At 67.1% G+C, this 20074-nt stretch carries 16 protein-coding genes; 15 read left to right on the top strand and 1 reads right to left on the bottom strand.

What is annotated here, in order from left to right; all coding sequences use genetic code 11:
* The first annotated feature begins 1 nt into the window (after position 1).
* From AC1Q7H_RS12440 to AC1Q7H_RS12385, 12 genes are all read left to right on the top strand, one after another.
* On the top strand, positions 2 to 766 hold the full coding sequence (locus AC1Q7H_RS12440; protein WP_153954008.1) for an HAD family hydrolase: 765 nt from the start codon (positions 2 to 4) through the stop codon (positions 764 to 766).
* Between the two features lies 1 nt (position 767).
* Positions 768 to 1493, top strand: a complete 726-nt coding sequence (rpe, locus tag AC1Q7H_RS12435) for a ribulose-phosphate 3-epimerase (RefSeq protein ID WP_492378503.1) — start codon at positions 768 to 770, stop codon at positions 1491 to 1493.
* A gap of 57 nt (positions 1494 to 1550) precedes the next feature.
* Complete coding sequence (locus tag AC1Q7H_RS12430) at positions 1551 to 2645, top strand: class 1 fructose-bisphosphatase (protein WP_492381343.1); 1095 nt, start codon at positions 1551 to 1553, stop codon at positions 2643 to 2645.
* An 11-nt stretch (positions 2646 to 2656) separates the two neighbouring features.
* Positions 2657 to 3535 (top strand): phosphoribulokinase, encoded by an 879-nt coding sequence (locus AC1Q7H_RS12425; protein ID WP_316153732.1) that lies wholly within the window; start codon positions 2657 to 2659, stop codon positions 3533 to 3535.
* A gap of 40 nt (positions 3536 to 3575) precedes the next feature.
* Positions 3576 to 5585, top strand: a complete 2010-nt coding sequence (gene tkt / locus AC1Q7H_RS12420; protein ID WP_492381342.1) for a transketolase — start codon at positions 3576 to 3578, stop codon at positions 5583 to 5585.
* Positions 5585 to 6283, top strand: a complete 699-nt coding sequence (gene gph / locus AC1Q7H_RS12415; RefSeq protein ID WP_492381341.1) for a phosphoglycolate phosphatase — start codon at positions 5585 to 5587, stop codon at positions 6281 to 6283. Before tkt ends, gph begins: the two co-directional genes overlap by 1 nt.
* A gap of 59 nt (positions 6284 to 6342) precedes the next feature.
* Positions 6343 to 7353: a type I glyceraldehyde-3-phosphate dehydrogenase gene (gap, locus tag AC1Q7H_RS12410; RefSeq protein WP_013953002.1), complete on the top strand. Its 1011-nt coding sequence runs from the start codon at positions 6343 to 6345 to the stop codon at positions 7351 to 7353.
* Between the two features lie 9 nt (positions 7354 to 7362).
* The gene (locus AC1Q7H_RS12405; RefSeq protein WP_492381340.1) at positions 7363 to 8601 is read left to right on the top strand and encodes a phosphoglycerate kinase; all 1239 of its coding nucleotides are present in this window, start codon (positions 7363 to 7365) and stop codon (positions 8599 to 8601) included.
* A 42-nt stretch (positions 8602 to 8643) separates the two neighbouring features.
* A complete protein-coding gene (fba, locus tag AC1Q7H_RS12400) occupies positions 8644 to 9681 on the top strand; it encodes a class II fructose-bisphosphate aldolase (protein WP_013953000.1) in 1038 nt (345 codons plus the stop codon).
* A 277-nt stretch (positions 9682 to 9958) separates the two neighbouring features.
* Complete coding sequence (locus AC1Q7H_RS12395; RefSeq protein ID WP_013952999.1) at positions 9959 to 12232, top strand: FdhF/YdeP family oxidoreductase; 2274 nt, start codon at positions 9959 to 9961, stop codon at positions 12230 to 12232.
* Positions 12233 to 12361: 129 nt separating this feature from the next.
* Positions 12362 to 15136 carry an ATP-dependent Clp protease ATP-binding subunit gene (locus AC1Q7H_RS12390; protein WP_492381339.1) on the top strand — a complete coding sequence of 925 codons (2775 nt, stop codon included), beginning with the start codon at positions 12362 to 12364 and terminating at the stop codon, positions 15134 to 15136.
* Positions 15137 to 15180: 44 nt separating this feature from the next.
* Positions 15181 to 15378 carry a hypothetical protein gene (locus AC1Q7H_RS12385; protein ID WP_013952997.1) on the top strand — a complete coding sequence of 66 codons (198 nt, stop codon included), beginning with the start codon at positions 15181 to 15183 and terminating at the stop codon, positions 15376 to 15378.
* Between the two features lie 65 nt (positions 15379 to 15443).
* Here the strand turns inward: AC1Q7H_RS12385 and AC1Q7H_RS12380 are convergent, their stop codons facing one another.
* Positions 15444 to 16349 carry an adenylate/guanylate cyclase domain-containing protein gene (locus tag AC1Q7H_RS12380; RefSeq protein ID WP_013952996.1) on the bottom strand — a complete coding sequence of 302 codons (906 nt, stop codon included), beginning with the start codon at positions 16347 to 16349 and terminating at the stop codon, positions 15444 to 15446.
* A gap of 78 nt (positions 16350 to 16427) precedes the next feature.
* Between AC1Q7H_RS12380 and AC1Q7H_RS12375 the strand changes: the two genes are divergently transcribed.
* Genes AC1Q7H_RS12375 through AC1Q7H_RS12365 form a run of 3 tightly spaced genes read left to right on the top strand, consistent with a single transcriptional unit; the run spans position 16428 to position 19987 of the window.
* Entirely contained in the window at positions 16428 to 17348 is a 921-nt protein-coding gene (locus tag AC1Q7H_RS12375) for a hypothetical protein (protein ID WP_492381338.1), read from the top strand.
* The gene (locus AC1Q7H_RS12370) at positions 17345 to 17803 is read left to right on the top strand and encodes a (2Fe-2S)-binding protein (RefSeq protein WP_013952994.1); all 459 of its coding nucleotides are present in this window, start codon (positions 17345 to 17347) and stop codon (positions 17801 to 17803) included. Before AC1Q7H_RS12375 ends, AC1Q7H_RS12370 begins: the two co-directional genes overlap by 4 nt.
* Before the next feature lie 9 nt (positions 17804 to 17812).
* Complete coding sequence (locus tag AC1Q7H_RS12365) at positions 17813 to 19987, top strand: xanthine dehydrogenase family protein molybdopterin-binding subunit (protein WP_492381337.1); 2175 nt, start codon at positions 17813 to 17815, stop codon at positions 19985 to 19987.
* The last annotated feature ends 87 nt before the right edge of the window (positions 19988 to 20074 follow it).

Here is a 20074-nt window from a genome sequence, read left to right as displayed (position 1 = left end):
CATGCAAGCCCTGATTTTCGATGTCGACGGCACGCTGGCCGATACCGAGAGCGCGCACCTGCAAGCCTTCAATGCCGCCTTCGCCGAGGTCGGCCTGGACTGGCACTGGGACGCGCCGCTCTACACGCGCCTGCTCAAGGTGGCCGGCGGCAAGGAACGCCTGATGCATTACTGGCGCATGGTCGACCCGGAAGAGGCCCGTGGCTGCAAGGTGAAGGAAACCATCGACGCCGTGCACGCCATCAAGACCCGCCACTATGCCGAGCGCGTGGGCGCGGGCGGCCTGCCGCTGCGCCCGGGCATCGCCCGCCTGATCGCCGAGGCCGGCGAGGCAGGGCTCCCGCTCGCGATTGCCACCACCACCACGCCGGCCAACCTCGACGCGCTGCTGCAGGCGCCGCTTGGCGCGGACTGGCGCCGTCGCTTTGCCGCCATCGGCGACGCCGGCACCACGGCCATCAAGAAGCCGGCGCCCGATGTCTACCTGGCCGTGCTGGAGCGGCTCGGCCTGCAAGGCGGTGACTGCCTGGCGATCGAGGACTCGGAGAACGGCCTGCGCGCTGCCCGGGCCGCAGGTATCCCCACTGTGGTCACGCCCACCGCGTTCAGCGGGCAGGACTCCTTCGAGGGCGCGCTGCTGGTGCTGCCGCATCTTGGCGACCCCGGCGAACCCATGCCCCAGCACGTGCCCGGCGCGGCGCACCGCTGGGCCGACCTTGCCGCGTTGCGCGCCTGGCACCACGGCACCCTGATCGAGGCGACCTGACATGCATGCCACTGAAACCAACACCGGCCATGGCAGCCTGCGTGCCATCCGCCTGGCGCCCTCCATCCTGTCGGCCGATTTCGCGCGCCTGGGCGAAGAGGTGTGTGCGATCGAGGCCGGGGGTGCAGACCTGGTGCACTTCGATGTGATGGACAACCACTATGTGCCCAACCTGACCATCGGCCCGCTGGTGTGCGAGGCGATCCGGCCGCTGGTTTCCATCCCCATCGACGTGCACCTGATGGTGGAACCGGTCGACGCGCTGATCCCGCTGTTTGCCAAGGCCGGCGCCAACATCATCAGCTTCCACCCGGAGGCGAGCCGCCATGTCGATCGCACCATCGGCCTGATTCGCGACCACGGCTGCAAGGCCGGCCTGGTGCTCAACCCGGCCACGCCGCTGGGCTGGCTGGACCATACGCTGGACAAGCTCGACCTGGTGCTGCTGATGAGCGTGAACCCGGGCTTCGGCGGCCAGGCCTTCATTCCGGGCGTGCTGGACAAGGTGCGCCAGGCACGCGCGCGCATCGACCGGCAGGTGGACGCCGGCGGGCGGCCGGTCTGGCTGGAGATCGACGGCGGCGTCAAGGCCGACAACATTGCCGGGATCGCACGCGCGGGCGCCGACACCTTCGTGGCCGGCAGCGCCGTGTTCGGCGCGCCCGATGCCGACGGCGGCTACTCGAGCATCCTGCGCCGCTTGCGCGAGGCCGCCACGATCACATAGCGGCCACCCGCACCGGCACTACACAAGAACACATAGCCAATCTATAGGAGACCTGTCATGCCTGAAGTCCAAAGGATGACCCTGACGCAGTTCCTGATCGAGGAACGCCGCCGCTATCCGGATGCCAGCGGCGGCTTCAACGGCCTGATTCTCAACGTCGCCATGGCCTGCAAGGAAATTGCGCGCGCGGTTGCCTTCGGCGCGCTGGGGGGCTTGCACGGCAAGGCCAGCAATCAAGCTGGAGAAGCAGGGGCCGTCAACGTGCAGGGCGAAATCCAGCAGAAGCTGGACGTGCTGAGCAATACCACCTTCCTGCGCGTCAACGAGTGGGGCGGGTACCTGGCCGGCATGGCGTCGGAGGAGATGGAGGCGCCTTACCAGATCCCGGAACATTACCCGCGTGGCAAGTACCTGCTGGTGTTCGATCCGCTCGACGGCTCATCCAACATCGACGTCAATGTCTCGGTGGGCAGCATCTTCTCGGTGCTGCGCGCCCCGGAGGGTGCAAGTGCCGTGACCGAGCAGGATTTCCTGCAGGCCGGCAGCGCCCAGGTGGCGGCCGGCTATGCGCTCTACGGTCCTACCACCATGCTGGTGCTGACCGTCGGCATTGGCGTCAACGGCTTCACGCTCGATCCCAACCTGGGCGAATTTTTCCTGACGCACCCCAACCTGCGGGTGCCGGCCGATACCCAGGAATTCGCCATCAACGCGTCGAACAGCCGCTTCTGGGAAGCGCCGGTGCAGCGCTATATCGCCGAGTGCATGGCCGGCAAGAGCGGGCCGCGCGGCAAGGATTTCAATATGCGCTGGATCGCGTCGATGGTGGCCGAGGCGCACCGCATCCTGATGCGTGGCGGCGTCTTCATGTACCCGCGCGACTCCAAGGATCCCGCCAAGCCGGGCCGCCTGCGCCTGCTGTACGAGGCCAATCCGATCGCCTTCCTGATGGAGCAGGCCGGCGGGCGCGCCAGCACGGGCCGGCAGACGCTGATGTCGGTGGCGCCGGGCGCGCTGCACCAGCGCATCGGCGTGATCTTCGGCTCGCGCAATGAAGTGGAACGGATCGAGGGCTACCACACCGACCAGACCGATCCCGACCTTCCGAGTCCCCTGTTCAACGAGCGCAGCCTGTTCCGCGCGTCTGCCTGAGGTGCCTGGCCATGTCAGAACGTTATCCCATTATCGCCATCACCGGCTCCTCGGGCGCCGGTACCACGTCGGTGACCCGTACCTTCGAGAACATTTTCCGCCGCGAGGGCGTGAAGTCAGTGGTGATCGAAGGCGACAGCTTCCACCGCTACGACCGCGCCGAGATGAAGGTCAAGATGGCCGAGGCCGAGCGCACCGGCAATATGAACTTCAGCCACTTCGGCGAGGAGAACAACCTGTTCGGCGAGCTGGAGAACCTGTTCCGCTCCTATGCCGAAACCGGCACGGGCATGCACCGGCACTACCTGCATAGCCCGGAGGAGGCGGCGCCGTTTGGGCAGGAACCCGGCACCTTCACCCAGTGGGAGCCGTTGCCGGCCGATACCGACCTGCTGTTCTATGAAGGCCTGCACGGCGGCGTGGTCACCGACACGGTCAATGTCGCGCAGTATCCCAACCTGCTGATCGGCGTGGTGCCGGTCATCAACCTGGAATGGATCCAGAAGCTCTGGCGCGACAAGAAGCAGCGCGGCTATTCGACGGAGGCCGTGACCGACACCATCCTGCGCCGCATGCCGGACTACGTGAACTACATCTGCCCGCAGTTCTCGCGCACGCATGTGAACTTCCAGCGCGTGCCGTGCGTGGATACGTCCAACCCCTTTATCTCGCGCGAAATCCCCGCGCCCGATGAAAGCATGGTGGTGATCCGCTTTGCCAATCCGAAGGGGATCGACTTCCAGTACCTGCTTAGCATGATCCACGACTCCTTCATGTCGCGCGCCAACACCATCGTGGTGCCCGGCGGCAAGATGGAACTGGCCATGCAGCTGATCTTCACGCCCTTCGTGCTGCGCATGATGGAGCGCCGCAAGCGCGCCGCGCTGTAAGGACCCGACCGTGAAACGCCGACTCGCGAGGATCTTCTGAATGAACGCCCCAGAACGCATCGATTCCGCAGCGCGCTGTGCCAATGCGCTGCGCTTCCTGGCCGCCGACGCGGTGGAGCAGGCCAAGTCCGGCCACCCCGGCGCTCCCATGGGCATGGCCGAGATGGCCGAAGTGCTGTGGCGGCGCCACCTGCGCCACAACCCGGCCAACCCGGCCTGGCCCGACCGTGACCGCTTCGTGCTGTCCAACGGACATGCATCCATGCTGCAGTACGCACTGCTGCACCTGACCGGCTATGACCTGCCGATGTCGCAGCTGCGCCAGTTCCGCCAGCTGCACGCGGCCACGCCCGGCCATCCGGAGCTTGGCGTGACGCCGGGCGTGGAAACCACCACCGGGCCGCTGGGGCAGGGCCTGGCCAATGCCGTCGGCATGGCGCTGGCGGAGAAGCTGCTGGCCGCCACCTTCAACCGGCCCGGCTTCGACATCGTCGACCATCACACCTACGTCTTCCTTGGCGATGGCTGCCTGATGGAAGGCCTCAGCCACGAGGCCTGCTCGCTGGCGGGAACGCTCAGGCTGGGCAAGCTGATCTGCCTGTACGACGACAACGGCATCTCCATCGACGGCGAGGTGGCCGGCTGGTTTGCCGACGACACCCCGAAGCGCTTTGCCGCCTACGGCTGGCATGTGATTGCCGTCGACGGGCACGATGTGCAGGCCATCGACGCTGCGCTGCACGAGGCCAAGGCCGAGCGCGACCGGCCCACGCTGATCTGCTGCCGCACCGTGATCGGCAAGGGCGCGCCCGCCAAGGCCGGCGGCCACGATGTGCATGGCGCCCCGCTGGGCGCGCCGGAGATCGCCGCCATGCGCACCGCGCTGGGCTGGGAAGCCGAGCCCTTCACGGTGCCGGCGGATGTCGCCGACGCCTGGGACGCACGCGCGCAAGGCGCCGCGCGCGAGGCCGAATGGGAGGCGCGCTTCGTCAGCTATTGCGCCGCGCACCCCGAACTGGCCGAGGAGTTCGTGCGCCGCGTCAAGGGCCGCCTGCCGCAAGGCTTCGATGCCGAGCTGCTGGCGTTGCTGGACGCGCCGTCGCCGCTGCAAGGCAAGATCGCCACGCGCAAGGCATCGCAGCTGTGCCTGGAGGCGCTCACGCCCGCCTTGCCCGAGCTGCTGGGCGGCTCGGCCGACCTGACCGGCTCCAACCTGACCAATGTCAAGGCATCGGTCTGGGTCAACCATGCCGGGCATGGCAACTACGTGAGCTACGGCGTGCGTGAGTTCGGCATGGCCGCCGCCATGAATGGCATTGCGCTGCATGGGGGGCTGATCCCCTACGGCGGCACCTTCATGACCTTCTCGGACTATTCGCGCAATGCCATCCGCATGGCGGCGCTGATGCGCCTGCGCGTGGTCCACGTGCTGACCCATGACTCGATCGGGCTGGGCGAGGACGGTCCCACCCACCAGCCGGTGGAACACGCCGCCAGCCTGCGGCTGATCCCCAACAACCAGGTCTGGCGTCCCTGCGACGGCGCCGAGACCGCGTATGCGTGGCTGGCCGCGCTGCGGCGCGAGGATGGCCCGAGCTGCCTGGTGCTGTCGCGGCAGGCGCTGATGCCGTTCGAGCGCAATGCGGCCCAGCGCGCGGAGATTGCGCGAGGCGGCTATGTGCTGCGCGATGTGCCGGCGCCGCGCGTGGTGCTGATCGCCACCGGCTCCGAGGTGGAAATCGCCATGCGCGCGGCACTGGACCTGGCCGATACCGGCATCGCCGCACGCGTGGTGTCCATACCCTGCGTGGAGCTGTTCTACGCGCAGGACGTGGCGTACCGGGACACCGTGCTGCCGCCGGGATTGCCGCGCGTCAGCGTGGAGGCGGGCGGCACCTGGTTCTGGCGCGGCGTGGTGGGCGAGCAGGGCCTGGCGCTGGGCATCGACAGCTTCGGCGAATCTGCGCCGGCCGAGGCGCTGTACCAGCACTTCGGCCTGACCCCGACGCATGTCGCCGCGGCCGCGCGCGTGCTGCTGGAGGAGGCGTGATGGCTACCACATCCATGCCCTGCACCGCGGTGCTGATCGACCTGGACGGCACGCTGGTCGACAGCGCGCCCGACATTGTCGAGGCCGCCAACCGCATGCTGGCCGACCTCGGCAGCCCGGCATTGCCGTTCGACACCGTGGCCGGCTTTATCGGCCGCGGGGTGCCCAACCTGGTGCGGCGCGTGCTCGAGACCGCCGGGCTCGCGGCGCAGGTTGAGGCTGCCGATGCCGTGGCGATGTTCCACCGCCACTATGCCGAGACCAACGGCCGCCTCGGATCGGTGTTCCCGGGCGTGGAGGCAGGCCTGGAGGCGCTCAGGCGGCAGGGCTACCGGCTTGCCTGCGTCACCAACAAGCCGCGCGCGCTGGCGGTGCCGCTGCTGGCGCTGACCGGGTTGTCGCAATACCTGGAAGTGCTGGTGGCGGGCGACTCGATCGCGCAGATGAAACCGGACCCCGAACCGCTGCGCCACGCCTGCAACCTGCTCGACGTCGATCCGGCGCAGGGCGTGCTGGTGGGGGATTCGGCGGTGGACGTGGCGGCGGCGCGCGCGGCCGGCATCCCGGTCTGCCTGGTGCGCTATGGCTACGCCGGGCCCGGCGGGCCCGCGGCGCTGGGCGCCGACGCGCTGCTCGACTCGCTGGAGGCGTTGCCAGCGCTGCTGACGCCGGCGCGGCTGGCGTCGCCAGCAGCCTGATGTTGCGCCGGCGCGCCAGCGCGACGGGCAAGGATACCAAGACAAGTAAAGGAGACAGCATGACTATCAAGGTTGCCATCAACGGCTACGGACGCATCGGCCGCAATGTGCTGCGCGCCCACTATGAAGGCGGCAAGCGGCACGATATCGAGATCGTCGCCATCAACGACCTCGGCAACGCGGCCACCAATGCGCACCTGACCCAGTACGACACCGTCCACGGCCGCTTCCCGGGCGAGGTCTCGGTCGACGGCGATGCCTTCCGCGTCAACGGCGACCGCATCCGCGTGCTGGCCCAGCGCAACCCGGCCGAGCTGCCGTGGGGCGAGCTGGGCGTGGACGTGGTGATGGAATGCACCGGGCTCTTCACCAGCAAGGAAAAGGCCTCGGCCCACCTGAAGGGCGGCGCGAAGAAGGTGATCATCTCCGCCCCCGGCGGCAAGGACGTGGACGCCACCATCGTCTACGGCGTCAACCACGGCGTGCTGAAGGCCAGCGACACGGTGATCTCCAACGCCTCGTGCACCACCAACTGCCTGGCGCCGCTGGTCAAGCCGCTGCACGAGAAGCTGGGCGTGGTGAACGGCCTGATGACCACGGTGCACTCCTATACCAACGACCAGGTGCTGACCGACGTCTACCACGAAGACCTGCGCCGGGCGCGCTCGGCCACCATGTCGATGATCCCGACCAAGACCGGCGCCGCCGCCGCGGTCGGGCTGGTGATGCCTGAGCTGGACGGCCGGCTGGACGGCTTTGCCGTGCGCGTGCCGACCATCAATGTGTCGCTGGTCGACCTGTCCTTCGTGGCGGCGCGGCCCACCACGGTGGAGGAGGTGAACGGCATCCTGAAGGCAGCCGCTGAAGGCGAGCTCAAGGGCATCCTGGACTACAACACCGCGCCGCTGGTCTCGGTGGACTTCAACCACAACCCGGCGTCGTCCACCTTCGACGCCACCCTGACCAAGGTCAACGGCACGCTGGTCAAGGTGTCGGCCTGGTATGACAACGAATGGGGCTTCTCCAACCGCATGCTGGATACCGCGGTGGCGCTGGCCCACGCACGCTAGCAGGTTGCCATGATGAGCCTATCCCATGCTACGAACCCGCAACCGAAACCCGCGGCGGCGCCGCACACGCTGGCCGCACTGCTTGCAGCAGGCGGACTGGCTGGCAAGCGGGTCTTTATCCGCGCCGACCTCAACGTCCCGCAGGATGCAGCGGGCGCTATCACCGACGACACCCGCATCCGTGCTTCCGTGCCTGCCATCGCGGCCTGCCTGCAGGCGGGCGCCGCGGTGATGGTCACCTCGCACCTGGGCCGGCCGCAGGAGGGGGCGCCCGACCCGCGCCACAGCCTGGCGCCGGTGGGCCGCCGCCTGTCGGAACTGCTGGGCCGCCAGGTGCCGCTCTTGTCCGGCTGGACCGAGGGCGGCTTCCAGGTGCCGCCCGGGCAGGTGGTGCTGCTGGAAAACTGCCGCATGAACACGGGCGAGAAGAAGAACAGCGACGAGCTGGCGCAGAAGATGGCCGCGCTGTGCGATGTCTACGTCAACGACGCCTTCGGCACCGCCCACCGCGCCGAGGCGACCACGCATGGCATCGCCAGGTACGCCCCCATCGCCTGCGCCGGCCCGCTGCTGGCCGCCGAGATCGACGCGCTGGGCAAGGCGCTGGGCCAGCCGGCGCGTCCGCTGGTGGCAATCGTGGCGGGCTCCAAGGTTTCGACCAAGCTGACCATCCTGAAGTCGCTGGCCGACAAGGTCGACAACCTGATCGTCGGCGGCGGCATCGCCAATACCTTCATGCTGGCCGCCGGCCTGAAGATCGGCAAGTCGCTGGCCGAGCCTGACCTGCTGGCCGATGCCAGGGCCATCATCGACATCATGGCTGCCCGCGGCGCCTCGGTGCCGATCCCGGTCGACGTGGTATGCGCCAAGGAATTCAGCGCCACCGCCGAGGCTACCGTGAAGGACGTGAAGGACGTGGCCGACGACGACATGGTCCTGGACATCGGCCCCAAGACCGCCGCCATGCTGGCCGTGCAACTCAAGGCCGCCGGCACCATCGTCTGGAACGGCCCGGTGGGTGTGTTCGAGTTCGACCAGTTCGGCAATGGCACCAGGGTGCTGGCCCAGGCCATCGCCGAATCGAAGGCGTTCTCGATCGCCGGCGGCGGCGACACGCTGGCGGCCATTGCTAAGTATGGCATTGCCGACCGCGTGGGCTACATCTCCACGGGCGGGGGGGCGTTCCTGGAATTCCTGGAGGGCAAGACGCTGCCCGCGCTGGCCGTGCTGGCACAGCGCGCCGCCTGAACCCGACCTCACCGATTCTGCAATCAGTAAAGGAGCTTCATCATGGCACTCATTTCCTTGCGCCAGCTGCTGGACCACGCGGGAGAGTTCGGCTACGGCGTGCCGGCTTTCAACGTCAACAACCTGGAACAGATCCACGCCATCATGGAGGCGGCCGAGGAAACCGACAGCCCGGTCATCCTGCAGGCCTCCGCCGGCGCCCGCAAGTACGCCGGCGAGGCTTACCTGCGCCATATGGTGCTGGCCGCGGCCGAGACCCATCCGGACATCCCCATCGTGCTGCACCAGGACCACGGCTCCAGCCCGGCGATCTGCCAGGCCTCGATCCGCTCCGGCTTCACCAGCGTGATGATGGACGGCTCGCTGCGCGAAGACATGAAGACCCCGTCCGACTACGACTACAACGTCGACGTCACGCGGCGCGTGTGCGAAATGGCGCATGCGATCGGCGTGTCGGTGGAGGGCGAACTGGGCTGCCTGGGCTCGCTCGAAACCGGCCAGGCCGGCGAAGAGGACGGCGTGGGCGCGGCGGGCACGCTGTCGCACGACATGATGCTGACCGACCCGGCCCAGGCGCGCGACTTTGTCGCCCGCACCGGCGTGGATGCGCTGGCGATTGCCATCGGCACCAGCCACGGCGCCTACAAGTTCTCGCGCAAGCCCACCGGTGACATCCTGGCTATGGACCGCATCCGCGAGATCCATGAGCAGATCCCTGACACCCACCTGGTGATGCACGGCTCCAGCTCGGTGCCGCAGGAATGGCTGGAGATCATCCGCCAGTACGGCGGCGACATCAAGGAGACCTACGGCGTGCCGGTCGAGGAGATCCTGCGCGGCATCAAGATGGGGGTGCGCAAGGTGAATATCGACACGGATATCCGCCTGGCCATGACCGGGGCGATCCGCAAGTCCTTGTCCGACGACCGCAGCGAGTTCGATCCGCGCAAGGCGCTGCTGGCGGCCAAGAAGGGCGCGAGGAGCGTGGTCAAGCTGCGCTTCGAGGCCTTCGGCTGCGCCGGGCAGGCTTCGCGGATCAAGCCGGTGCCGCTGGAGCGGGTGGCGAAGCTTTATTCCTGAAGGCGCCGCCTGATGGGCGAATGGCGGAGATCAGCAAAGTGGGCCGTCTGCAGTACCACGAACCCACGCATACGCTCCCCTCTCCCGCGCGCGGGAGAGGGGTGGGGGTGAGGGCCGGAGCATCAACGAAGTAAAAGCCGTCGGTATGCCTGGGCCTGCCCTCACCCCCGGCCCCTCTCCCGCAAGCGGGAGAGGGGAGCAAACCGGCGGCAGGAACAGCACGCGTGACTAACCCCAACGCCGTCACCAGCAACCTGGCGCGGCACAAGGAGCAAACATGGCCAATCGACGCGAAGTGCCTGGTATCCGGAAGTACGACGGTCCCGCCGGCGGCTGGGGTGCGCTGAAGGCAACCGCCACGGCGATCCGGACGCAGATGGATACCGTCAAGGCGCCGATCACGCTGATGCGGACCAACCAGCCTGACGGCTTCGATTGCCCCGGCTGCGCATGGCCCGACAAGGAGCACCGGTCGACCTTCCAGTTCTGCGAGAACGGCGCCAAGGCCGTGACGTGGGAGGCAACCACCAAACGGGTGCCCCCCGAGTTCTTTGCAGCCAATACCGTGTCGTCGCTGTTGAACCGCACGGACTACGAGCTCGAGGACTTTGGCCGGCTGACGCATCCCCTGGTCTACGACCGCGCCACCGACACCTTCCGCGCGGTGGAGTGGGAGGCAGCCTTCGCCCGCATCGGCGAGATCCTGCGCGGGCTGACGCCGGACCAGGTCGAGTTCTATACCTCGGGCAGGGCCTCCAACGAGGCCGCCTACCTGTACCAGCTGTTCGCGCGGGAATATGGCACGAACAATTTCCCCGATTGCTCGAACATGTGCCACGAGCCCACCAGCGTGGGCTTGCCGCGCTCGATCGGCATCGGCAAGGGCACGGTGTCGCTGGATGACTTTGACACGTGCGAGCTGATTATTTCGATCGGCCACAACCCGGGCACCAACCACCCGCGGATGATGGGGACCTTGCATGAGGCCTCGCGCCGCAAGGTGCCGATCCTGGTGTTCAACCCGCTGCGCGAGCGGGCGCTTGAGCGCTTCGCTGACCCGCAGAACATGGTGGAGATGGCCACCTATGGCTCCACCCGGATTGCGTCGTCCTACTTCCTGGTCCGCGCCGGTGGCGACGCCGCCGCCATAAAAGGGGTGATGAAGGCGCTGCTGGACCTGGAGGCCAGCCAGGGCAATGTGCTGGACCACGACTTCATCGCGGTCCACACCGAGGGCTTTGAGGCGCTGGCCGACGATCTGCGGTCGACCGAATGGGCGGATATCGAAAAGACCTGTGGCCTGACCCGCGCGGACCTGGAGCTGGTGGCGGCGGCCTATGCCAAATCGAATGCCACCATCGTCACCTACGGCATGGGCGTGACCCAGCACAACGAAGGCACGGCCAATGTGCGCCTGCTGTGCGACCTGCTGATGCTGCGAGGCAACTTCGGCAAGCCCGGCGCCGGCATCTGCCCCTTGCGCGGCCACTCCAATGTGCAGGGGAACCGGACTGTCGGCATTACCGAGAAGCCGTCGGCCGGCTTCCTGCAGCGGATCGAGGACACCTTCGGCTTCAGCCCGCCCGCCGGACACGGGCACGATGCCGTCAACGCGATGCAGGCGATGATCGACGGCAAGTCCAGGGCGCTGTTCTGCCTGGGCGGGAACTTCGCGGTCGCCTTGCCTGACCCCGAGCAGTGCTTCCCCGCCATGGGCAAGCTCGACCTGAGCGTGCATGTCGGGACCAAGCTCAATCGCACCCACTTGCTGGTGGCCAAGGAGACCTATGTGCTGCCTTGCCTGGGCCGCACCGAACTGGATGTGCAGGAGACCGGGCCGCAATCGGTGACGGTGGAGGATTCGATGTCGATGGTGCATGCGTCGGCCGGCAAGCTCGCGCCGGCGTCCGAGTTCCTGCGCTCCGAGCCGGCCATCGTGGCGGGCATGGCCACCGCGACCCTGCCTGACAGCAAGGTGCCATGGCTGGAACTGGTTGCCGACTACGACAGGATCCGCGACCTGATCGAGAAGACGGTGCCCGGCTTTGAGGACTTCAACACGCGCGTGCGGGTCCCTGGCGGATTCCGCATGCCCTTGCCGCCAACCGAGCGCAAATGGGAAACGCCGTCGGGCAAGGCCGAGTTCTACGTGTTCAAGGGGTTGCATGAAGACAAGGAAGTCCTTGCCGACGATGTCCTGCGGCTGGTGACGATCCGTAGCCATGACCAGTACAACACCACCATCTATGCCATGGACGACCGCTACCGGGGCGTGTTCGGGCGGCGCGACGTGCTGTTCATGAACCCAGCCGACCTGGCCGCGCGCGGCCTGGAGCATGGCGACCTGGTCGACATCGAGACCATCGCTGCGGGCCGGCAGCTGCGTTTCGAGAAGATCACTGCGATTGAATATGAAATTGCGCCCGGCTCCGTCGCTGCCTACTATCCGGAGGCAAATAGGCTGGTGCCGCTCGACTACATCGACGAGGACAGCGGCACCCCGTCCTACAAGTCAGTGCCCGTGCGCGTGGTGCGTTCGGAGGTGACGTAATGGCAGGCCAGCCCACCATCACGTAAGCACGGCTCATGCCCGCTTTTTAGCGCCGCTGCGCGCGGCCCTGAGCGCGCGCAACGTCCCCCTGTTGAAGCAATGTGACCTACCTGTGGAGGAAAGTCCATCATGCCGACCCTATGCGAAATCTGCAACGCACGTCCCGCCGTGGCACGGGTGACCGTGGTTCAGGACGGCGAGCGCAAGACGATGTCGATCTGCGACTACGACTACCGGCAGCTGCTGCGCCACCAGGACATGCTCAACCCGTTCGACTCCCTGCTGGGTGGCGGCGGCCTGTCCCGCTTCTTCCGCGGAATGGGAGGCGGGATGGATGACGACGAGCATCCCGGGTACTCCACCGAAGTTCCGCGCGAATCCGTCGACCCCACCGATGCCTTCAGCGAGCAGACCATGGAGCTGCTGCAGCGCGCCGCGGAGAAGGCCCACGAGCTGCGGCGCAATGAACTCGATACCGAGCACCTGCTCTACGTGCTCGCCGATACCGATGTCTGCACGGCGCTGCTCAAGGAGCTCAAACTCTCGCCGCAGGACATCAAGGGCTATATCGACGAGCATGCGCAGACCGGAACCGCCGAACCCGACGCGGCCATCGACCGGATGACGATCTCGCCGCGGCTGAAGAAGGCCTTCCAGTTTGCCTTCCAGGCCTCGCGCGACCTGGGGCATTCCTACGTTGGACCCGAGCACCTGCTGATCGGCCTGGCCTCGGTGCCGGACAGTATTGCCGGGACGCTGCTGAAAAAATACGGCGTGACCCCCGAGGCGCTGCGCCAGAAGGTGGTGAAGGTGGTCGGCAAAGGCGCTGAAGACGGCCGCGTCGACACGCCGACCGGCACGCCCACGCTGGACAAGTTCGGGCGCGACCTGACCGCGATTGCGCGGCAGGGCAAGCTCGATCCGGTGCTGGGCCGTGCGCAGGAGATCGAGAGCACGATCGAAGTGCTGGCGCGGCGCAAGAAGAACAACCCGGTGCTGATCGGCGAGCCAGGCGTGGGCAAGACCGCCATCGTGGAAGGCCTGGCGCAGCGCATCGTCAATGGCGATGTGCCGGAGGTGCTGCGCGGTAAGCGTCTGGTTGAGGTGAACATCAATTCGATGGTCGCCGGGGCCAAGTACCGCGGCGAGTTCGAGGAGCGTGCCAAGCAGCTGATCGATGAGGTCACGGCCAAGAACGACGAACTGATCCTGTTTATCGACGAACTGCACACCATCGTCGGCGCGGGGCAGGGCGGCGGCGAGGGCGGGCTCGATATCGCCAACGTGCTCAAGCCCGCGCTGGCGCGCGGGGAACTGAGCCTGATCGGCGCCACCACGCTGAACGAATACCAGAAGTACATCGAGAAAGACGCGGCGCTGGAGCGTCGCTTCCAGCCGGTGCTGGTGCCGGAGCCAACCGTCGAGCAGACCATCGTCATCCTGCGCGGCCTGCGCGACAAGCTTGAGGCGCACCACCAGGTCACCTTCGCCGACGACGCCTTTGTCGCCGCGGCGGAACTGTCGGACCGCTACATCACCTCGCGCTTCCTGCCGGACAAGGCCATCGACCTGATCGACCAGGCCGCGGCGCGCGTGCGCATCGGCGCCACCTCGCGCCCCGCGGATATCCAGGAACTGGAGGCCGAGATCGCCCAGCTCAAGCGCGAGCAGGACTATGCGTCGTCGCGCAAGCGCTTTGACGAGGCCAAGGGCTTCGAGGACCGCATCAACCACAAGCAGAAGCGGCTTGATGAGCTGACCGAGGCCTGGCAGCGCAAGACCGGGTCGGAGACCCTGGAGGTGACGGTCGCGGCCATTGCCGAAGTGGTGTCGCGCCTGACCGGCATCCCCGTGACCGACCTGACCCAGGAAGAGCGCCAGAAGCTGCTGAAGATGGAAGCGCGGCTGCGCGAGCGGGTGGTGGGGCAGGAGGACGCGGTGGTCGCGGTCAGCGACGCGGTGCGCTTGTCGCGTGCGGGCCTGGGCCAGGCCAACCGCCCGATCGCGACTTTCCTCTTCCTCGGGCCGACCGGCGTCGGCAAGACCGAGCTGGCCAAGGCCCTGGCGGAAACCGTGTTCGGCGACGAGCAGGCCATCATCCGCATCGACATGTCCGAGTACATGGAGCGCCATGCGGTGGCCCGGCTGATCGGCGCGCCCCCGGGCTATGTCGGCTACGACGAAGGCGGGCAGCTGACCGAGCGCGTGCGGCGCAAGCCCTATAGCGTGATCCTGCTGGATGAGATCGAGAAGGCCCACCCGGACGTGAACAACGTGCTGCTGCAGGTCTTCGATGATGGCCGCTTGACCGACGGCAAGGGCCGCGTGGTGGACTTCAGCAACACCGTCATCATCGCCACCAGCAACCTGGGCGCGCCGATCATCATGGATAACCTGGAGCAGCCCGAGGACAAGCGCATGCCTGAGAAGGACTTGCGCGAGGCGCTGATGAAGGTGCTGAAGGGACACTTCCGGCCCGAGTTCCTGAACCGCATCGACGACATCATCGTGTTCCATGCGCTGTCGCGCGAGAACATCCGCGCGATCGTGCAGATCCAGCTGGAGCGCGTGGTGCGCACCGCCGCCGCGCAGGACATCACGGTCAAGCTCGACGATGACCTGGTCGATCATCTGGTCGAGGTGGGCTACCAGCCTGAGTTCGGTGCGCGGGAGCTGCGGCGCCAGATCCGCCAGTCGGTCGAGACCGGGCTGGCCAAGGAGATTCTCGGCGACAAGCTGAAATCCGGCGACAGCGTCGAGCTCGGCTACGACAAAGCAAGCGACGCCGTGGTCTTCAGGAAGATGGAAGCCGTCAAGAAGCCGAAGGCAGGCAAAGCTGCTGCCAAGGGCGCTGCACCCAAGCAGGCGGATAGCACCGTCGCGGCAGGAGACTCCAGCGCTTGAGCGCACGAGCCAGGGCAATCACGACTTTCGTGGGAGATTCGCAAATGCAGGAGTACGACTTTTACATCAATCTGCTGAAACCGACGCTGGGGCTCTATGTGCGCAAGGGGGCAGGACTTCAGGACCTCGCCGACGCAAAGGAGTGGCAACTTGAAGGGACGGTTCCGGAGAGCGCATTGCCACCCGGTATGTTGAAGGGGCTGGAAGCCAACGGGCACGCCTTTCAGGAGCTGGGCGGGTAACCCGCCACGCGCGGCCGCGGCCTGTTCCGATGGGTTGCGGCCGCACGGCTTCCTTCCTGCCAGCATCACTTCTCGTCGACAAAGAACTCGATACCCTCGTCGATGCATTCTTTCGGCTGGGCAAAGGTAATCCAGCCATGACCCCTGAGCGTGATTTCGTCACGGCGCAGGATGAGCGCGTTTTCGCCATCGATCTTCACGTGGGTGCCGTTCGAGCTTCTGTCGATCAGGACAAAGCGGCCGCCGCGCGGCTCCACCGTGGCCTGGAATCTCGACACCTGCCGGTCCGTGACCACAATGCTCATGGTCGTGTCCCGGCCAATGGTGACAGGCGGCGAGGCGGTGTTCATTTCGAAGACGGTTCCCCGATACCGTAGCGAGAGCAATGCCGAACGGGCCAATGCGAGATCCACCGGGGCCACCAGGGTCAGGTCGATGCTCTGCTGCCAGATCGCTTCATACAGCTCGATCACCTGGTGCTTGCCGCGCACCTGTATCGGATACAGGTAGCGTGTCATCTGGCGCAGCCCCGCGGACAGTTGCTCAACCGCGTTCTTGCTGGTGATGATCTGGCCCCGCGACGCGAGGCTGGCCAGTCGGGCGGCAAGGTTCACGGTGTCGCCGAACAGGTCGCCGGATTCGTCCGACAGGATCGGACCATGGTGGAAGCCGATATGAATTGCCAGCGGTGCGCCGATGATCGGCGGCAGCCCGGCGACGGCCTCCTGCATGTCCAGTGCCGCCCGCATCGCATTCTCCGCCGCGGGAAACAGCACCATGATTTCGTCACCGATGGTCTTGACCACCCGTCCTTGCGCGGCCGCGGAGTGGGACTTCATCAGCGCGAGGCACTGGCGGATTGCGCCAAGCGCCACGGCATCGCCGGCCTGCTCGTAGAGTCTGGTGCTGTCGCAGACGTCCGCGAACATCACCGATCCATCGGACGCGTCTTGTCGCGAATCTTGGTCCATATGCATCACAGGCCGTTTGGTCGGAGCGCGCCATGCCCTTCAATCGGCAGTGCGCTTCGTCTGCATGATAGAACTTCATTGCGACATTGCAGCACTGGTGACCATCTCGAAAAAGTGCTGCTTGCCGATCCGGGCACCTCGATCCTCTCCTGCCGTTTCGCCTTGCCAGGGATCGCATCAGGCACTACAACGATCAAGCACGCCGACGACGGTGAAGGAGGAGGCCCCATAATGCATCACGCCCGCAACCCTCTCGTCGCCGCCACTCGCCAGCTTTTGGCGGGCTCCGTCCTGACGCTTCCGGCGCTCGCCTTTGCTGCCGGGCCCGGCGGAGCCTTCCAGCCCACGCAGGTTTCCGCCACGCCCGACCGCAACGCCGGGCTGCAGGCCTTCGCGCAGATCGAACGTGTGCTGCTGCATGCCCGCTGCCTGAATTGCCACGTGCCCGACGGCCCGCTGCAGGGCGATGCGAAACGGGTGCACTTTCCACCGGTGCAGCGTGGCGCCGACGGCAAAGGCGTGCCGCCACTGCAATGCGCCACCTGCCATGCCACCCAGAACAGTCCGCTCGCGCATGCGCCGCCCGGGCTCGATACCGACGGCCAGCCGGGCTGGCACATGCCGCCAGCGAAGATGAAGATGTCATGGTTGGGCCTGTCCGGGCCGGCGCTGTGCAAGGTCTTGCGCGACACCAGGACCAACGGCGGCCGCTCGCTGGCGATGCTCGAAGAACACATGGTGACCGACCACCTAGTGGCTTGGGGCTGGCAACCGGGGCCGGGGCGCGAATTGCCGCCGCTGGACAAGCCCGCGTTCGACGAGCAGGTGCGCCAGTGGATACGCAATGGTGCGCCGTGCGATACGCGCGAGCCGCTGCGTACCTCTGCCGGGCCCACGCGTGCCGCCGCCGACGAAGCCTTGCTGAAGAACCTGCGCGCCATCGCCGGATCGGGCGCCTTGACCCAGACGACGGGCACGAGCAACGGGAGCCAGCCATGATCTCCTTTCAACTGAACGGCAAGACCCAGCAGGTTGACGTGCCCGGCGACACGCCGGTGCTGTGGGTGCTGCGCGACACGCTGGGCCTGACCGGGACCAAGTTCGGCTGCGGCATCGCGGTGTGCGGCGCGTGCACGGTCCATGTCGATGGCCAGCAGCGCCGCGCGTGCGTGACGCCGGTGTCCTCCATCGCCGGCCGGCAACTCACCACGATCGAGGGCATCGGCGAGGACCCGGTGGGGCGCGCAGTCGAAGAGGCCTGGGTGCGCAACGACGTCACGCAGTGCGGCTATTGCCAGAGCGGCCAGGTCATGTCGGCGGTGGCGCTGCTCAAGGTCAACCGGCGCCCGACCGATGCCGACATCGAACAGGCCATGAGCGCAAACCTATGCCGCTGCGGCACCTATGCGCGCATCCATGCCGCGGTCAAGGATGCAGCCAAGGCTATCGGCTGAGGAGATGCCATGAGACTCATGCAGCAGGCAAGCGGCGGCATCGACCGGCGGACCTTCCTGAAGCTGAGCGTCGGCTCGGGCTTCGCGCTCTGTGCCGTACCGCTTAGCGCGCAGACGGGGGCGGCGGCGCAGCCCAAGGCGCCGGTGCAGCCGTCGGCCTTCGTCAGTATCGATGCCGACGGCACGGTGATGGTCACGATCGGCAAGCTTGAATTCGGGCAGGGCGTGCAGACGGCACTGCCGATGCTGGTGGCCGAGGAACTGGACGCGGACTGGAGCAAGGTGCGCTGCCAGCTGGCCCCGGCCGGCGAGGCCTATAAGGATCCGGTGTTCCATATCCAGATGGTCGGTGGCTCGACCAGCATGAAGAACTCGTGGACGCAGTATCGAGAGGTCGGCGCGCGCATGCGCGCCATGCTGCTCGGGGCGGCCGCCAGGCGCTTCGGGGTGCCGGCCGGGCAGCTGAAGGCCGAGGCCGGCGTGGTGACCGCGCCCGACGGCCGCCGAGCCACGTACGGCGAGCTGGCCGCCGCGGCCCTGGCCGAGCCGGTGCCGGCGAGCGTGCAGCTGAAATCGCCGCAGCAGTTCAGGCTCATCGGCAAGCCCACCGGCCGGCTCGACGCGCGCGACAAGTCCACCGGCAGGCAGCAGTTCGGCATCGACATGGCGCTGCCCGGCACGCGCACCGTGGTCATGGTGCATCCGCCGGTGTTCGGCGCCAGGGTCGCGCGCTTCGACCCCGCGCGTGCCAAGGCCATCGCCGGCGTGGAAGAGGTCTACCAGGTGCCACTGGCCGGCGGCGCGACAGGGTTGGCGATCGTGGCCAATGGGTTCTGGCCGGCGCGCACGGCGCGCGAGGTGCTGCAGGTGGAATGGGACACCAGCGGTGTCGAGAAGCCGGACAGCGACGCACTGCTGGCGCGCTACCGCGAACTGGTCACCCGGCCCGGCGTGCAGGCCAGGGCGGCGGACACTTCGGCGCTTGCCACCGCACCACACAAGCTTACCGCAGAGTATGTCTTTCCCTACCTGGCGCACACGCCGATGGAGCCGCTCAACTGCACCATCGACTTTCGCGGCAACCAATGCACCGTCTGGGCCGGCTCGCAATTCCAGACCGTCGACCAGGCCAACGTCGCAGCCGTGCTCGGCCTGAAGCCGGAACAGGTGACGTTCAACACCATGATGGCCGGCGGCGGCTTCGGCCGGCGTGCCGTGCCCACGTCCGACTACCTGTTCGAGGCCGCCCAGGTGGCCAAGGCGCGCTATGCGGCCGGCCGGCGCGAGCCGATCAAGATGATCTGGACGCGCGAAGAGGACGTGCGCGGCGGCTACTACCGCCCGATGCACCTGCACCGCGTTGAAATCGGCCACGACGGCAAGGGCAAGGTGCTGGCCTGGAAGCACGTGATCGTCGGCCAGTCCATAACCAGCGGCACCCCGTTCGAGTCCTTCACCGTGAAGAACGGGGTCGACTCGACTATGGTCGAGGGTGTGAGCGACAGTGCTTATCCGTTCCCGATCGCGCTCGAGATCCATCATCCCAAGGTCAATGTTCCGGTGCTGTGGTGGCGCTCGGTGGGGCACACGCACACGGCCTATGTCATGGAGACCCTGGTCGATGAACTGGCGCGCGCTGGCGGGATCGATCCGGTGGCGTACCGCCGCACGCTGCTGCGTGAGCACAAGCGTCACCTGGCGGCACTGGACCTGGCGGTCGAGCGCTCGGGCTACGGCAAGCGGCGCCTCGTGGCCGGGCGTGCCTGGGGCGTGGCGGTGCATGAATCGTTCGACACCGTGGTCGCGTATATCGTCGAGGTCTCGATGCGCGGCAACCAGCCGGTGGTGCACCGGGTCACTGCGGCCGTCCACTGCAACATGCCGATCAATCCGCGCACGGTCGAGGCGCAGGTCCAGGGCGGCATGATGATGGGGCTGGGCACCACGCTGCCCGGCGCGCAGATCACGCTGAAGGATGGCGTGGTCCAGCAGAGCAACTGGAACGACTACCGGCTCGCCACGCATGCGGACATGCCGCCGCAGATCGCGGTGCATATCGTGCCGTCGGCCGACCCGCCGACCGGCATTGGCGAGACCGCGGTGCCGCCGATCGCGCCGGCACTGGCTAACGCCGTCGCGGCGCTCACCGGCAAGCGGCATCGCAGCCTGCCGTTCACCGCGTGATCTTCGAGCAAGTCGGTATGGCCAGCGTGGGGCTCCCCTCTCTCCCGCAAGGGGGAGAGGGCCGGGGTGAGGGGTGGTTTAGCTGGG

The sequence above is a fragment of the Cupriavidus sp. GW823-FHT06D04 genome, from assembly GCF_058795055.1.
The sequence above is the reverse complement of the archived record's forward strand: the minus strand, read 5'-3'. Positions and strand labels throughout refer to the sequence as shown.

Bases quoted from the DNA above. Each gene is read 5' to 3' on its own strand.
- rpe (WP_492378503.1), top strand. From the start codon at position 768: ATGCATGCCACTGAAACCAACACCGGCCATGGCAGCCTGCGTGCCATC.
- AC1Q7H_RS12405 (WP_492381340.1), top strand. From the start codon at position 7,363: ATGATGAGCCTATCCCATGCTACGAACCCGCAACCGAAACCCGCGGCG.
- AC1Q7H_RS12390 (WP_492381339.1), top strand. From the start codon at position 12,362: ATGCCGACCCTATGCGAAATCTGCAACGCACGTCCCGCCGTGGCACGG.
- AC1Q7H_RS12365 (WP_492381337.1), top strand. From the start codon at position 17,813: ATGAGACTCATGCAGCAGGCAAGCGGCGGCATCGACCGGCGGACCTTC.
- AC1Q7H_RS12385 (WP_013952997.1), top strand. From the start codon at position 15,181: ATGCAGGAGTACGACTTTTACATCAATCTGCTGAAACCGACGCTGGGG.
- AC1Q7H_RS12425 (WP_316153732.1), top strand. From the start codon at position 2,657: ATGTCAGAACGTTATCCCATTATCGCCATCACCGGCTCCTCGGGCGCC.
- fba (WP_013953000.1), top strand. From the start codon at position 8,644: ATGGCACTCATTTCCTTGCGCCAGCTGCTGGACCACGCGGGAGAGTTC.
- AC1Q7H_RS12440 (WP_153954008.1), top strand. From the start codon at position 2: ATGCAAGCCCTGATTTTCGATGTCGACGGCACGCTGGCCGATACCGAG.
- AC1Q7H_RS12370 (WP_013952994.1), top strand. From the start codon at position 17,345: ATGATCTCCTTTCAACTGAACGGCAAGACCCAGCAGGTTGACGTGCCC.
- AC1Q7H_RS12430 (WP_492381343.1), top strand. From the start codon at position 1,551: ATGCCTGAAGTCCAAAGGATGACCCTGACGCAGTTCCTGATCGAGGAA.
- gph (WP_492381341.1), top strand. From the start codon at position 5,585: ATGGCTACCACATCCATGCCCTGCACCGCGGTGCTGATCGACCTGGAC.
- gap (WP_013953002.1), top strand. From the start codon at position 6,343: ATGACTATCAAGGTTGCCATCAACGGCTACGGACGCATCGGCCGCAAT.
- tkt (WP_492381342.1), top strand. From the start codon at position 3,576: ATGAACGCCCCAGAACGCATCGATTCCGCAGCGCGCTGTGCCAATGCG.
- AC1Q7H_RS12380 (WP_013952996.1), bottom strand. From the start codon at position 16,349: ATGGACCAAGATTCGCGACAAGACGCGTCCGATGGATCGGTGATGTTC.
- AC1Q7H_RS12395 (WP_013952999.1), top strand. From the start codon at position 9,959: ATGGCCAATCGACGCGAAGTGCCTGGTATCCGGAAGTACGACGGTCCC.